This is a genomic window from Knoellia aerolata DSM 18566 (assembly GCF_000768695.1).
GTDB classification, from domain to species: Bacteria; Actinomycetota; Actinomycetes; order Actinomycetales; family Dermatophilaceae; genus Knoellia; species Knoellia aerolata.
Map to the genome: position 1 here is coordinate 1 of NZ_AVPL01000072.1, position 14,733 is coordinate 14,733.

Sequence of the window (14,733 nt, forward strand, 5' to 3'; positions counted from 1 at the left end):
ACCTGTCACCTATCGGTGCAGCAGTCCCAGGCGCACATTCGAACGGGTGGACGTGAAGGGACTCGAATCCTTTTTTGGGGGCCTCCCCCGCCACGGTCCCTTCATATCCTGACCAGCGGAAATGCCGGTTGACCTGCGACGATGCCACTGATGACACGGGTGCAGTTGTGGACGTGAAGGGACAGAAATAGCATTCCATCCGACACGTATCCGACACGAACGGTGAACCGGTGGGACACAGACGCTCCTTCGGGCAGATCATCCGGCTGCCCAGCAAGCGGTACCGGGCGCGCTACACCGGTCCGGACCAGGCGCTGCACAACGCCCCCACCACCTTCGAGACGCGCGAGGACGCCGAAGCCTGGCTGACCGACGAGCGGCGACGGGTCAGCACGGGAGCGTGGGCCTCCCCCGCCGCCCGACTGGAAGAGCTCAGGCGTAGTGAAGCGGCTCGCCTCGCCCGAGTCTTCGAGGACTACGCGCAGGCGTGGCTGGACGGCCGCCACGACATCAGGCCCTCCACCCGGGACAGCTACTCGGCGTCGCTGTCCCGACACCTCGTCCCGTGGTTCGGGCGCACCCCGGTGGATGAGATCACAACCGAGGACGTACGTGCCTGGCACGCCTCCTACGGCACCCGCACCCCGACCGCCCGCGCGCACGCCTACGCGGTCCTCACCGCCGTCATGGCCCGGGCCGTCGACGACGAGCTCATCGCCCGGACCCCCTGCCGAGTCAAGAGCGGCGGCCGCACCCAGGTCAAACGAGAACCCGAGGTCCTCACCCTGGCCGAGCTCCTCGCCCTCGCCGAGGCCATGCCGCCCCAGCACCGGGCCCTGACCCTGATGTCCGGGCTGTGCGGTCTGCGGTTCGGGGAGGTGGTCGCCCTGCGCCGTCGCGACGTCGACCTCGAACGGGGCGTCATCACGGTCACCCGCACCGCCGTGCGTGCCAACGGGGAGAAGGCCTCCGGCCCGCCGAAGTCGGCCGCCGGTCGACGCACCGTCGCAATGCCCCGCGCCGTCGGCGACGCCCTCGAAACCCACCTCGGCCACTACCCAGCCGCCCATCCCGACGCACTCCTCTTCCCCGGCCGAGACGGCTCCCTGCTGGCGCACAGCTCGCTGTACGGTCTGCCGGCCCGCGAGGAACGCCGCGGCGGACGCGTGTACCGCAAGGAACCGTTCGGCTTCATGCGCGCTCGGGAAGCGATCGGCCGACCCGGACTGCACTGGCACGACCTGCGCCGCACAGCGGCCACCCTGGGGGCACAGGCCGGCGCGACGGTGCGCGAGATGCAGTCCCGCCTCGGCCACAGCACACCGCAGATGGCGCTGTACTACCAAAGCGCGACCGCGGAACGGGACCAAAGAATCGCAGACCGACTGCAGGCGCAGATCGAGATGGCTCAGCGCAGCAGCTCAGGCTGATCGCGGTCGGGGGCACAAAGGACCACACCTCCGGCTGCTGACGTTGCAGCACCCAACCGGCGGGGCTGCATCAAGCCCCACCACGGCCCACGGTCCCCCGGCAACTCCTCGCCAAGGCTGCGCCGTGAGGGTCCCGACGTCAGGGTCGGGCTCACCGACCGGTCATCCACCCTGTCTCGGATGGAGGCAGACGCGCCATCGACACCCCGCAGACGCAGGTGTGACGGCTGCTCCTCGACGCACCCAGCCAGCGCGCGCGTCCGACCGAGCTCGGTGCCCGCGATTACTGGTCTGGGACGAACCGACACAGGTACAACTCGACGCGCCGGTTTCCCCGACGATCCCCCTCGTCCACGGGCTCGACGCTGAGCTTGGTGGCGCCAAAGAACAAGGTCTCGACAGCGACATACGGCAGGTCCCCCCACGCGGTCGGCGATGGGACGAGCCAGTCCTGACCCAACAACGTCAGCAGGCTGCTCGCCGCGCTCTCAGCTCTTGAGCGGCTGGCATCCCTCTCCAGCGCAAGACTCGTGGGGTGGTCCTCCCCCGTGTCCACGCGGTCACTGTGGCCCTCGATTCGCAGAACCGCGCCGGCGGAGCTGGCATTGACCAGCGGCCCCAGAATGAACTCGTCCACCATCTGCCTGAAGTGCTGCTCTGCTGCCAGTCGCGCGGCGAAGTCCACCTCACCGGAAGCGAATCCGTCGATGACGGCGAAACTCCAATCTTGCCGCATGCCTGACTCCGTTCCTCGCAGCGACTGCGCCTCAATCGCGCCGTCGCTGAGCCGGGGACCGACGACAAGTCAGCCCTGTGATGCGGCACCTGGCGCCAAGGACGAGCCCGCAACGCCTCGATGCACGCTATCGAAAAGTCACAGCTCCGTACAGAGCGTTTTGCGGCACCAGAGCCGCGGCTCAACCACCCTTTTCCGGACGACCCCAAGTCGGCGATTCGACAAAGACCCTCTCATCAGACGCTCATTGCAGGGCGCTACTTTCCAGCGCTCTGCTGGCCACAGATACGTCCCATCTCTCCACGACCGAACCGCCCCGCATCAACCGAGATCCGACACGCAGGCAACGGCTCAGCACCTCCGTACCCGTCGTTGTCCGGGTGGTATACCGGGCACAGGCGCCTCCTCCGGATCGATCACTGCACACCGGCGCCCGGTCGGGCCAGTACCCGAAGGCGCATGCGTCATCGACAGCTCAGACCCTCGTGGAATAGGTGCCTTCAGGCGTCGATTTCGAAATGGCTGAACAGGATCACGACGCGTCGGTTCTGCAGCCGCTGGTCCTCGCCCACGGGATCCGGGTGCACCAACTGACCCGAACCGGCGCTCACCCAGGACCAGGTCACCTTGCGCGAGTTCTCCTCCCACCCATCGAACTCCGGCCCCACCAACGTCGAGATCTGCTGGCTCAACCAAGCCCAGGCATCCACCGCACGATCACGGGCCGCGGCCGCCTCGCTGGCCTGCGCCTGCTGATGCGTCATGCCCGGCAGGTCCTGCCGGTCAGAGTGGCCGATGACGGTCATCGCGACATACGGCTGGGACAGCACGTCGGCGAAGATGGCGCGTGAGACGACGTGCAGCATCGCGTCGAAAGCGTCCCTGCTCGGCGGGTCCAACGACGCGTAGCGCGCAGCGAAGTCGTGGTTGCCGGGCGGATAGCCATCGAACGTGAACGGCTTGACCCTCACGTCATCTCCTTCACCTTTGCCGGGTACCTCCAGCATGTCCCCGTGCAGAGGCCCGCACAGCAGCCCAAAATGACCAGCCCCTCCCACGAGGAAGACCTTGAACGGGCATTGCCACGTGGACGCACTTGATACCGGAAGAAGGGTCTTGGTTCGCACGTGAGCCGTGGCGACGCCCCCGCCCGTGAGGCCCGGCAGAACGCCAGGTATCACCTGACCGAGGCATATACGCCCATCGACCTGAGCCGCCATGATGACAACACCAATTCAACGCCGGCTCAGACCGGCCGCGCAGGTGGGGAGAGCGGATGCCCGGCAGCGAGGTCACGAGCTACGTAACCCATCTGCGGTCCGCTCTCGAGGACGCCGGCGCACCCACCCGCGAACTCGACGATTTGGTCGCTGCGGCAGAGGCCCTCGCAGTTGCACTGGACCAGCCCCCCGGAACCCTGACCACCGCCGCTTGGCAACAAGTCGTCCAGCAGTGGGAGCAGGCACGCACGACGATCAGCCAATTCCTCATGCGGGCGCTGCTCGGCGCGCTCGCGGAGGTCCCGGTGCTCGCGCAACTCGGCGCGGACGCGGAATCGGTCGGGCGCCAGGGCATCCACGGGTCAGTCGCGCTCGGCCCGGTTGGCCTGTCCGTGGCGTCCGCAACCCTCGTCATCCATCCCCCGGCGCTCACCGACGGCACCGGTCAACCCGTGTCAATAGGGCCCTTCCAGATCGGTGAGATCGCTGCATCGCTCACGCCGCCCTTCGGCGGTGGCAGCGGCAAAGGACTGCCCGGCGGCGGGGCGATCGTGCGCCTGGCCGGGCAGGGCGGATACGGCGGCATCCTGCAGCTCCCCCTCGGGCCCGCCCAGGTCAGCGCGGCGGCGGTCCTGGCCATGCGCGACGGGAGCCCGTCATTCCTCGCCATCCTCGGCATCACCTTCATCCCACCCATCCAGCTGTCCTTCGGGTTCTCCCTCGACCGGGTCGGCGGCATCGTCGGCCTAGACCGCACCACCAACACCGAGGCGTTACGGGCCGCAGTCCGCACCGGGTCCGCCGGTGACGTGCTCTTCGCCGCCCGACCCCCGGACTCGCCGCTTGCCCTCGTCACGGCTGCGGATCGGCTGTTCCCGGCGCATCACGGCACACACCTGGTGGGTCCATCGCTCAAGGTCTCCTGGCTCTCGTTCGGCCCCACGGGCAGCCTGCTCTCGCTCGACCTGGCCGTCGTCGTCGAGATCCCCACGGGCCGAGTGGTTATCCTCGGCGTCGCGCGGGCGAGCATCCCCGGTCTGCCCGGAGTCCTGGAGCTCCGTCTCGACCTGTTGGGCGTCATCGACCCGGTCGAAGCCCTGGTTTCCGTCGACGCGAGCCTCGTCGACAGCCACGCCCTCGGCATCTTCGAGGTGTACGGCGACGCCGCGATGCGCTTCAGCTGGGGCACCCGCGGATACACCGTGGTCTCCGTCGGCGGGTTCTACCCGGGCTACAACCCGGAGCCGGCCAAGCTGCCTGCCCTGCGCCGCGTCGGCATGGCCCTGGACGTCAAGCTGCCGATCCTCGACGTGCGGGCCGAGGGGTACTTCGCCATCACCTCCAACAGCGTGCAGTTCGGCGGACGCCTCGAAATCGGCATCTCGTTGGGCTTGGAGGCCCACGGCTTCGTCCAGGTCGATGCGATCGTGGTCTTCCGGCCCTTCCGTTTCGAGGCTCGCGTGTCGGCCGGGTTCGACGTCTCGGCAGGGGGGTTCAGCTTCGGTGGTGTCCGCCTCGACGGCCTGATCTCGGGTCCCGGCCCGGTCGTCATCCGCGGCTCGCTCACCATCGAGACGTTCCTGTTCGACATCTCCTGGGACGAGACGTTCACGCTCGGCAGTGGACCCGCGGACACCCTGCCCACGCCCCCCAGCCTGCTCGACGTCATCCGTGAGGAGCTCGGCGACCCCGCCAACACGCACGCCGACAGCGTCAGCGACCCGGACGTCGTGCTGGCCCCGCGACCCGGGCGAGCGGGAGTAGCCGCAGTGCCACCCACCGGGACGCTGCGGTTCGAGCAGCGCCGGGCCCCGTTGGGGCTGCTCGTGGAGCGCGTCGACGGCCGCCTGCTCGCCGGGCCCCAAGGTGTCCGCGTCACGACTCCCGGGGCGGACGTCACGGCGCCCTTCAGCCCCGGAAGTTATGCGGCGCTGACCGACGCCGAGGCGCTCAACCGGCCGCCGTACGACGTGCTGACTGCCGGGCGTGTGCTGTCCATGGCCGACCCAGGTCTCGTCACCTTCCCGAACGTCCCCGACGCGCGGACCGTCACACAGATCGTCATCAGCAGCGGACGACCGCGCGTCACCGGCATGGGGGCCTTCCTGGATGTGGGCCACATGGCGCTGCTCACCGACGCGAGTCGACGCCCGCCCACCCTGTCCGACCCCCGCCCGGTCGTGACGGCCGAGCGCGAAACGTGGGTCGCCTGGACCACAGCCACGACCCACGGATTCGACAGCGCCACGGCAGCACACCAGTTCGCCCGACACCACGGCACGGTGGCCGTCACGGAGGCCGACTTCGAGACGCCCGTGTCCATGGCAGGGGTGCTGTAAGCGATGGCCACGTTCTATGCACGGTACGAGAAGGCGCTGCGCACCACCGCCTCCGCCACGGTGGTCGACGGCCGCCTGCAGGGTGCCATGCCAGTGCTGCTCGCCGACCTCGACGACGAGCTGGACACCCGGTCAGCCTCCGTGGCGTTCGAGCTGCTCGGCCCCGGCGACATCGAACGCCTCGGCGTCGCAGCAATCAGCCGGCGCTTTCCGACCCCGGGCGCCAACGACGCCGAGGAGACCAAGCTCGCGCTCGTGGAGTTCCACGCGCTGGACCTGCCGTGGCGCTACACCCCGCAGACACCATCCGGTGCGGTGCTGCGCCCGTGGATCGTCCTCGTGGTCGGCCGCCGCGGGCCCGACGAGATCACGGTCAGGCCGGACGGGAAGGTGACGCTCGGACCCCTGACGCAGGCATCTCATCCGTTGGGGCAATCGGGGCTGTGGGCACACGTCCATGAGGTCGGCACCGGCACGATTGCCCGCCTGGTCTCCCCCGTCGACCTCGCGTCGGGCACCGAGTACGTCGCCTGCCTCGTGCCCGCCTTCGACAGAGCGGGAGGAGATGCGTGGCACGGTGCCGGCCAGGTCACCGTGGACTGCTACGACCGCTGGAGCTTCGCCACCGGACCGCAGGGCGACTTCGCCGACCTCGCAGCCCGCCTGCACAAGGCCGACCTGGCGACGATCGAAGCCGCAGGCGGGCGACCCTTTGGCCGGGCCGAGGTACGGTACCGGCGCCGGCTGCCGGCCAACCCGGAGGAGCACGTCCTGCAAGCCGCCGGTGCGTTGCGGCTGCCCCCCGGCCCCGGTCCAGCCCCCGTCGACGCGTCACCACCCGCCGAGGTCACCTCGGAGGTCACCGCCCTCCAAGAACGCATCCTCACGCCGGACGGCCGTCCGGTCCTGTCGTCACCGCGGTACCCGGAGCCCTTCGTCGATCCGGACACCCCACCCCCACCGGACGGATGGATGAGTCAGCTGAGCGGCGACCCTCGGGTCCGTGGGGCAGCCGGCATCGGTGCCTGGGCGGGGATCGAGTGGCAGGACCGGATCAGCGACGCCGCCGCCGCCAAGGCCGGCGACCTCGCCATCGCGCGAGACCGCATCGGTCACCTCGCCCTTGGCCTCGAGGCCAGCCGGTCCCTGTGGCGTCGGCGGGTACCCTCGGCGCCCGTCGGCGCGGGACCCGACGAGGAGCGTGCGGCTGGGCTGGCCCGGTTGGCAGTCCTCTCCCCCTGCCTGGGCCGCCTTCCCACCGACACGCACGAGCCGGTGCTCGACCGTGTGACCGGCCACACCCCTTGGCTGAACCGGGCCGTCCTCTCCTCCGCGGCGCGACGAGCCCTGCGTCCCGGCCCGGCCCGGCTCGCACTTGCCGAGCCTGGTGCGGGGCGCCCCTCGGCAGTGCTGGAGGCCGCGAACACGTGCCCGCCCGACCCTGACGACCCGACGGTCATCGGGTGGCCCGATGCGGCCGACGAGGAAGTCCAACGCGCACTCGAGGACGCTGTGTGGGCCGCCGCCGGGGATGACACGGATCTGGCGGAGCAGGTCCTGGCCCGGTTTGCCGGCGGCCGTCGCCCCTCGGCCGCCGAGGTCGCTGCCGCGCTCGCTGCGCTAGTTCCCGGCCGCGACGGACGGCCCGATCCCGAGGTGGTGCAACAGTTCCTCGAAACCGGTGAGTTCCCGACGGTGGACACGGACGTGCTGCACTCACTGCCGAACAGCATCGCGGAGCGCGCACCCGCGGCTCCGTGCCGGACGATCGACCTCGGTGGCCTGGCCCTGGCGGTCTCGGGAGCCGTCGACCCCACCGTCGACCGGCCCATCGTGGTCGACCGCGTCCTCGCAACGCTGCCGGGCTTCACCCACATCGGGCCCGTCGAGATCGAACCCGAGCTAGACCTGCCGTTGTGGAGCTTCGTGTCCGAGCGCTCACCGGACTGGATGCTCCCGGGGGCCGGGGACCTTCCGGAGCACGCAGTCGTGGGCCTGTCGACCAACCCCGGTTTCGTGCAAGCGCTCCTCGCGGGTGCGAACCACCAGACGACCTCCGAGCTCCGGTGGCGAAACGTCCCACTCGTCAGCAGGTGGTCACCGCTGCGCAAGTTCTGGCAGCGGGCCGGCGGCGAGATGGACATCGCCCCGATCCGCTCGTGGCCGGCGGCCGCCGCCCTTGGCACCGCCCCGCTGGCGGATGAAGGCCGGGGCGAGGAGGCGGTGGTCGCGTTCCGCACACCACTCTTCCGTCGCTACCCCGCGACGGTCGTCTACCTCTTTCCCGACGCAGGCGGCTGGGACCCGCCGGCAGCAGGCATGGCGATGCTCCCCCCGCAACGAATCGACCCCACCTTCGTCGGCACGATCGGAGAGGACATCACCTTCTTCGGTTTCCCGGTCCCCCCGACCTCCCTGCGGGACCACTGGGTCGTCCTCGAGGAGCCGCCCGCCGGGTACCGGTTCTACCACCGAGATGCCGTGCCCCCGCCGTGGCCCGGTCTCCCGGAGGAGCACTCGGCCGCCTTCGCCTACAACCGGTTCGCCCTCCCGGTGCGCGTCCTCATCGGACCCCTGCTATGACTGGCATCGAGGTCCTAGCGCCACTGCGCCTCGAGACCCGATTCGTCGCGCCGCAGGACCGCGACGACGGCGTCGCGCAGTGGATGCTGCGACTGCGCGTCTTTCCCGACGAGTTCTCCATTCGGCGGGGCGGGGAGCCGCCGTCGCCGGACGAGCTGGACCGCGTGGAGGACGTCGTCGGATCCCTCGCCGCACAAACCCCGCTGGACGTCCCAGCCGCCTTCGCCTCCCTCGCCGCCGCCGTCGGCGGGGCGCGGGCCCTGTGGCTGTGGCGATCCTTCGTCGTGGACGACGGTTCCGGGGTTCTCACGGTCGACCGGGGCGCCCAGACGGTGCGCGGCGCAGTGATCACCCAGTCCCCGGTCGGGCTGCCACGACGTCTCGACGTCTGGTTCGTCTCCACGAACGGGTCCCGCGACCTCGTGGCAGAGCTCAACCTCGACCTCGAACAGATCGCGCTCGACCTGCAGCACGAGCGGTTCCACGACCCGACCCTCGGTGTCGGCGAGCTTCCCAACACGTGGTGGCTGTCCTACCCACGCGCGGTCGAGGTCGGGCTGGGGATCGACATCGACATGGGGGCGCAGCCACCCGACCTCGATGCCCTCCTGGTCGTCGGTGGCGGCGAGGTCCCGGCGGAGGATCTCGTCGACGCCCACAATGCAGCCGGGCGGCTGGCAGTGCTGGCGCCGGGGACGCCGACCAACACCGTCGAGGGCGACGCGACGGCTGACCTTGGCGGCGACCCGGACTCCTGGTCGGCACTGCTTGACCTGGCAGCGTCCGACCAACCGTCGAGCACTGCCGCGCTGACGGCACTGACCGGCCGGATGCCCCCGTCGGCCATGCCGATGCTCGGCGGCCACCTCGACCACTTCGGACCCGGGTGTCTCGCTGTGGAGGGCCTGTGGCCGGTGCTGTGGGGACGTGCGCTGCGCGACGTGCTCGGCGCCGGGGCGATCGAGCTGGACGTGGCTCGGTGGGCTCGCGACTACCTCAGAGTCGAGGGCTCGCGGCCAGCCATACGGATCGGGGAACAGCCCTACGGGCTGCTGCCGACGTCCGCCTTCGAGCGCTGGGTGTCCGCGCCCGAGGAGGAGACCCGGATCAGCGAGGTGGAGGAAAGGATCCTGCGCTGGGCGCTGCCGTGGCGGGCGGGGGCCGCCAAAGCCGCAGAGTCCGCCGGTCACGGCTCGGTGCGTGGCGCGGACACCGCGTTATTGCTCGGCGCCATGAGCCGCAACGCCCCGACGCGGCACTGGCGGGTACGGCCCGTCACCGAGCTGCACATCGTCCAAGCCGCGCGCGCTCTCTCGGCGATGCCGCCGATGCCGGCCTCCGAGTGGGACCGCAACTCGGCGTTGGCGTGGCGGGACGTGCCCTACCCGCAGACGCCCAAGGGTCCGGCAGGGGGCGTCGGCGCGTTGCCGGGGCCGGCGGAGGACGAGCACGAGGACCCCGGCCTGCTCCATGAAATGTGCTTCATGCACCCGGAGCGGCTCTACTTCGACCCCGGGCAGCCGCTCGGCCTCGTCGGTCACCTGGTCCGCGAAGCACTCCTCGTCTCCCGTGCCATCCTCGGTGAGGCCGTCGTCCGCTGGCGGGCGGGCGACCCGGTCGAGCTCGGCCAGCCGATCCCGTTCGACGAGGACCAGTTCAGCTCGTATGTCATGGCCGGCGACGAGGACGCCCTCGAAGAGCTGCGCTCCGCCTCCGACGACAACGGCCGGTTCCTCGCCAAGCGCTTCGACCGGGTGCGCGATGCCCTCAGCACCACGGCCGACCTGTGGGAGCGGCGGCACGACCAACTCTTCGCTGGGGTGCTAGCCGCGCTGGACACCGCCTCGTTCCGCGTCGACCCGTGGCTGACCGGTGTGGCGGAGCGTCGGCTTGAACGGTTCGCGGCGGACGGGGCCCCGTTCCTGCTCGGTGCCTACGGCTGGGTGGACGCGCCCAAGCCCTACAGCGGTGACGGCACCGACGCGCTCGCGCCGGGGCCCACCCGCGCGGGGATGGTGCACGCGCCGTCGCACTCGCAGGCCCTGGCCGCGGCGTTGTTGCGGGATGCCGCCGTGCGCTACCCCGACGAGGACCGTTGGCGAATCGGCATCGACTCCGCCAAGGTCCGCGCCGCAGTGTCTCTCGCAGAACGAGTCCGGCTCGGTGTCCACCCCTACGAGGCGCTCGGCCTCGAGGTTGAACGCCTCGCCGGCAGCTGGGACGTCGTCCGCATCCTGCGCCGGGACTACCCCACCGCGGCCGACCAGCAGCTGCGGCGCGTGTGCGACGGCGCCCAGGTACTGCGGGCCGCTCGAGAGGGGCGGCTTTCGGCCGACCTTCCCGGAGACCTGGCGGGCGTGCTCACCCCTCTCGACGACGTCTTGGACACGTACGCCGACTTGCTGGTCCTCGACGGCGCGCACGCCTTGGTGTCGGGACGGGCCGACCTCGCGAACGCGGCCATGGAGGCAGCAGCCGGCCTGGGCGCGCCACCCGAGCTGCGCGCCCTGCGCACCCCCCGGGCAGCCACAACGGTGCGCGTCTCCGCCTGGGCCGTCCTGCCCGCAGGAGGCGACCATGGAAGGAGCGTGCTCGAGGTGGCCGACCCCGGGTACGCCGCCGCGCTGGGCGGGACGCCCTTGGGCGACCCTGCCGCGGAGCGTCTCGCGGTGGTGCTCGGAGGCGGCGAGGACGACGCGCCGGAGCCGTCACTGACAGGGGGCTCGTACGAGGTGCCCAACCCCGACGGGGCGGACGCCAACCTGCGCGCGGCGATGGTCCTCGACCTCCAGGCACGCCTGCAGGCCCTGGCGGCCCTGGCGAACCAGACCGCCGACGAGATCCGATCGATCGACCCGGACACCGCCGGCGCCCCGCAACGATGCCGCGAGCTCACAGCACCTTGGGGATACGCCCCCGAGGATGCCCTTGACACGGTGGTTGCTGATCAGCCGGAGGTACGGGCCCCCGAGCTCTGCAGGGCCGCGGCCTCGCTGCTGCAGGACCGCGTCGCGACCGCCACCGGCGGCGCCGCCCCCACCACGACCAGCGGGCTGCGGAGGGCCATTCGTACCCTGGCCGGGCACCAACTACTACCCGTGCTTCCGATCGTGGACCGGTCGATGGTGCCGGTCCTGCGCGGCGCCGCCGGAATGGACGTCTCGTGGCTCGAGGTCGTCGCCGCAGTGCGACCCCGACTGGCCGCTCTCGAGGCCCAGCAGCTCGACCCGTCGCAGCCCGAATGGTCGGCGGCGGTCGCAGCCCCGGAGGGCTCAGTAGACCCTTGGCATCCCGAGGGGCCGGTCATCGTGGCCTACGGGCCCGGGCTCACCGACCCTGTCCCGGGCACCGGACAGGTCGCGATCTCCGTTCTCGACGCGTGGACCGACTCGGTGCCGAGCCGGCGGCACACCACCTCAGCGGTATTCGGTTTCAACGCGCCAAAGTCGCGCGCTCCCCAAGCCATCCTCATCGCCGTGCCCCCGGACCCGCACGAGCGGCTCACCAACGAGGGTTTGGTCGAGGTCGTGCTCGGCACACGCGAGCTGGCCCACGCCCGCGGCGCCGGGCCCGGGGACAGGGACGGGCTGCCGTACTCCACCCCCTCCCCCCTGGTCCACCAGGCCGAGCCGGTGGACTTCCTCGCGGGGTGGCCATGAGCTACCCGATCCATCTCTGGCTGGAACCGGGCCGGGGAGACACCGACCTGGGGCTGCGCGCGCGCGTCGCGGACCCGGTGTGGTTCCTGACCCGTCAATGGCAGCTGGGTGAGCACCAGGGCGAGGACGCCTCCAGCCCTGTCAGGGTTCAGCTCGCGCCACTCCACGTCCCCCTGCTTTACGAGGGCCTGCCCGATGGGGACCCCACGGTGGTCCCTGCCGAGGCCCTTCTCGAGACCGAACCCGGGCAATGGTGGACGATCGGGCGACGGATACGGCTGGGGCGAGCCTGCGCACCGCTGCTGCCTCCCGGCGACGCAGAAAAGCTCCGATTCGGAACGCTGCCTGCGCCGTACGAGGCCCTGGCCAACGAGGTCGACGGGCGGGCCGCCTTCGACGCCGGCCAGCTTCCCGGGCACGCCATCTGGGCCGACGTGCCCGCACCCGGACCGGACCGGTGGTCCGAGCGGGACCTGACGTACACCGCAGACTTCACCGCTGCCGGCATCACGCTCGCCGTGAACGGCCACCCCGGCGGTGACGTCGACTGGTTCAGCGTCGACGCGGACGCTTCGACCGCGGAGCAGGTTCCACCCACCCCCCTCCGGAACGTCATCCCGGGCCGCCTCGACTATCCCGGAGCGCCGCACCCCCGCTGGTGGCAGATCGAGGACAGGGCAGTCGACATTGGCGGCTTCGCCCCGGACCGCTCGCACCTTGCCACGATGTTGCTGCTCGACATCGTGCTGGCCCACCCGGACGACTGGTTCTCCTTCCCCGTACCACCTCCCATCAACCCCGCAACCACACCGTCCTCCGGCGTTCTGGTGCAGCTCGGCGCCGTCAGCGTCCATGACAGCTTCGGCGAACAGTGGCAGCTGGGGGCGCCGAACGCCTACGGGCCACAGGGGTGGTCCCTGTTCCACACCACGGGAATGGCCGCGTCGGACCTCGTCGTGTGGCCGGTGGCCGTCGGCGCCCACTCCGGCCCCCTCCTGGACGAGGTGCTGATCGGGGTCGACGAGGACGCCAACCTCGCCTGGGCGGTCGAGCTGCGGGCCGAGGCTCGTCAGCTGCTCCCAGACGCGGACACCACGGCGGCGGTCGGGGAGACGACGCGCACCGGAACACGTTCGTTCCGCTACCTGCCGTCGACGACGCTGCCGAATCACTGGCATCCCTACTCCAGGCTCCACGCCGACGACCCTGACGCCCCACAGGACGGCGGCGACGGCCGCTCCGGCTCCTGGCGACAAGGCGTGCTGGCCGACCTCACCGGCCCCGCCCCCGTCCCCCGCCCCGGCCCGACGTCCCGACTCATCGGTGGCCCCTCCCAAGACGGGCCCGGCCGGGGCCACCAAGTGTCCGGTAGCGCAATCCCCAGCAGCGGCTTGCGGCTCCAACGACGACACCGACTGGCCCGAGACGCGTTCGGCCGACCCGTCCTCTGGGTCGAGCGGCAAGCCCAACCGCTCACCGGACCACCCACATCACACCTGCGCTTCGACGTTCTCGCAGAGGATCCGGCTCCCTAGATGTTCTATGCCGCGAGGTTGTTGACGCTGACGGGTAGCCGGCTGATCGGGGGCTTGCCCTTGAGTGCGGTGTGGGCTCGAGCGTAGTTGTACCTGTCGAGGAAGGCTGGGAGTGCCGCGGCGCGTTCGGCGTTGCTGTCCCACGCTTGGCTGCGGGCCCACTCGTTGGCCATGGTCCGCTGGTAGCGCTCGACCTTGCCGTTGGTCTGTGGCCGGTAGGGGCGGGTCCACTTGTGCTTGGAGCGGGAGCGGACCAGTGCGGCGTTGAACAGCAGGGACCGGTAGCAGGAGCCGTTGTCGGTCAGGACGCGTCGGATCTTGGTGATGCCGTGGCGGCGGAAGAACTTCACGGCTCGCTTCCAGAACTCGGCTGCGGTCGCGCCCTTCTCGTCGAGGAGCTCTTCGCTGTACGCCAACCGGGAATGGTCGTCCACGGCGGAGTGCACGTAGACGTACCCGGCGCGGGCGCCGGCGGTCTTGGCGCGACCGGTGGCCTTGTGCTGGGCCGACCCGCGGCCGTGCACGCGCCACCCTCCGCCGTCGGGGATCCGGCCGATCTTCTTGACGTCGACGTGGATCAGGTCCCCGGGCCGGTCCCACTCGTAGCGCACGACCGGTTCGCGCAGGTCCTCACCCGAGACGTCCAGGTCCCGCAGCCGGGAGATGCCGTGCCGGACCAGGATCCGGTAGATCGTCGAGGCCGGCAGGACGATGCCCTCGGCCGCGAGGCGGCCGACGAGCTGGACCGGGCCGACCTTGTGCTCACGGCGCAACGCCACGACCCGCGCCTCGATGTCCGGGCTGGTCCGGCACGGGCTGGACAGTGGCCGGCTGGAGTGGTCTTCCAGGCCGGCCTCACCCTCGAGCCGCCCGGGCGTACCACTTGCCCACCGTTTGTCGAGCGAGACCGGCCTCGACGGCGACATGGCAGATGGCGCGTCCGGCGTCGACACGCTCACACAGGCGGCGGCGTCCTTCCGGAGTCAACGGAGCATTACGGTGGGTCATCGAGGGCCTTTCTTGCTCGGCGTGGTGCTTGGTCGCTTCACACCGAATCAAGGAAGGCCCTCTGTCACCTACCAGCCACGCCGAGTGTCACCAACCTCATGGGGCACAACACCTAGAGCGATCATCCGATTGCTCTTTGCGACTACCTGCCCACTGCTCGCACTCAGATCCCGGCGCTGTACCCAGCTCCCAACTGTCAGCGACGGGTGAAAACTGACCCCTG

The 14,733-nt window shown here is 70.6% G+C and carries 7 protein-coding genes and 1 pseudogene; 5 read left to right on the plus strand and 3 right to left on the minus strand.

Going from position 1 to position 14,733, the window contains the following annotated elements:
• Positions 1 to 230 precede the first annotated feature (230 nt).
• Positions 231 to 1,430, plus strand: coding sequence for a tyrosine-type recombinase/integrase (locus N801_RS22070; protein WP_035940373.1), 1,200 nt, complete (start codon positions 231 to 233; stop codon positions 1,428 to 1,430).
• Positions 1,431 to 1,713: 283 nt separating this feature from the next.
• Here N801_RS22070 and N801_RS22075 read toward each other — a convergent pair whose 3' ends face one another.
• Positions 1,714 to 2,166 (minus strand): OmpA family protein, encoded by a 453-nt coding sequence (locus N801_RS22075; RefSeq protein ID WP_035940375.1) that lies wholly within the window; start codon positions 2,164 to 2,166, stop codon positions 1,714 to 1,716.
• Between the two features lie 500 nt (positions 2,167 to 2,666).
• Positions 2,667 to 3,137, minus strand: coding sequence for a hypothetical protein (locus N801_RS22080; RefSeq protein ID WP_035940377.1), 471 nt, complete (start codon positions 3,135 to 3,137; stop codon positions 2,667 to 2,669).
• 305 nt (positions 3,138 to 3,442) lie between these two features.
• Here N801_RS22080 and N801_RS22085 point away from each other — a divergent pair, with 305 nt between their 5' ends.
• The 4 genes from N801_RS22085 to N801_RS22100 are packed head-to-tail and all read left to right on the plus strand — an operon-like array spanning position 3,443 to position 13,502.
• Complete coding sequence (locus N801_RS22085) at positions 3,443 to 5,725, plus strand: DUF6603 domain-containing protein (protein WP_035940379.1); 2,283 nt, start codon at positions 3,443 to 3,445, stop codon at positions 5,723 to 5,725.
• Between the two features lie 3 nt (positions 5,726 to 5,728).
• Positions 5,729 to 8,308, plus strand: a complete 2,580-nt coding sequence (locus N801_RS22090) for a hypothetical protein (protein WP_035940380.1) — start codon at positions 5,729 to 5,731, stop codon at positions 8,306 to 8,308.
• Positions 8,305 to 11,967 carry a hypothetical protein gene (locus N801_RS22095; RefSeq protein ID WP_035940381.1) on the plus strand — a complete coding sequence of 1,221 codons (3,663 nt, stop codon included), beginning with the start codon at positions 8,305 to 8,307 and terminating at the stop codon, positions 11,965 to 11,967. Before N801_RS22090 ends, N801_RS22095 begins: the two co-directional genes overlap by 4 nt.
• Positions 11,964 to 13,502: a hypothetical protein gene (locus N801_RS22100; RefSeq protein ID WP_035940382.1), complete on the plus strand. Its 1,539-nt coding sequence runs from the start codon at positions 11,964 to 11,966 to the stop codon at positions 13,500 to 13,502. The genes N801_RS22095 and N801_RS22100 overlap by 4 nt, the downstream gene beginning before the upstream one ends.
• Positions 13,503 to 13,507: 5 nt before the next feature.
• Here the strand turns inward: N801_RS22100 and N801_RS22105 are convergent.
• Positions 13,508 to 14,510, minus strand: a pseudogene (locus N801_RS22105) (IS481 family transposase).
• Between the last annotated feature and the right edge of the window lie 223 nt (positions 14,511 to 14,733).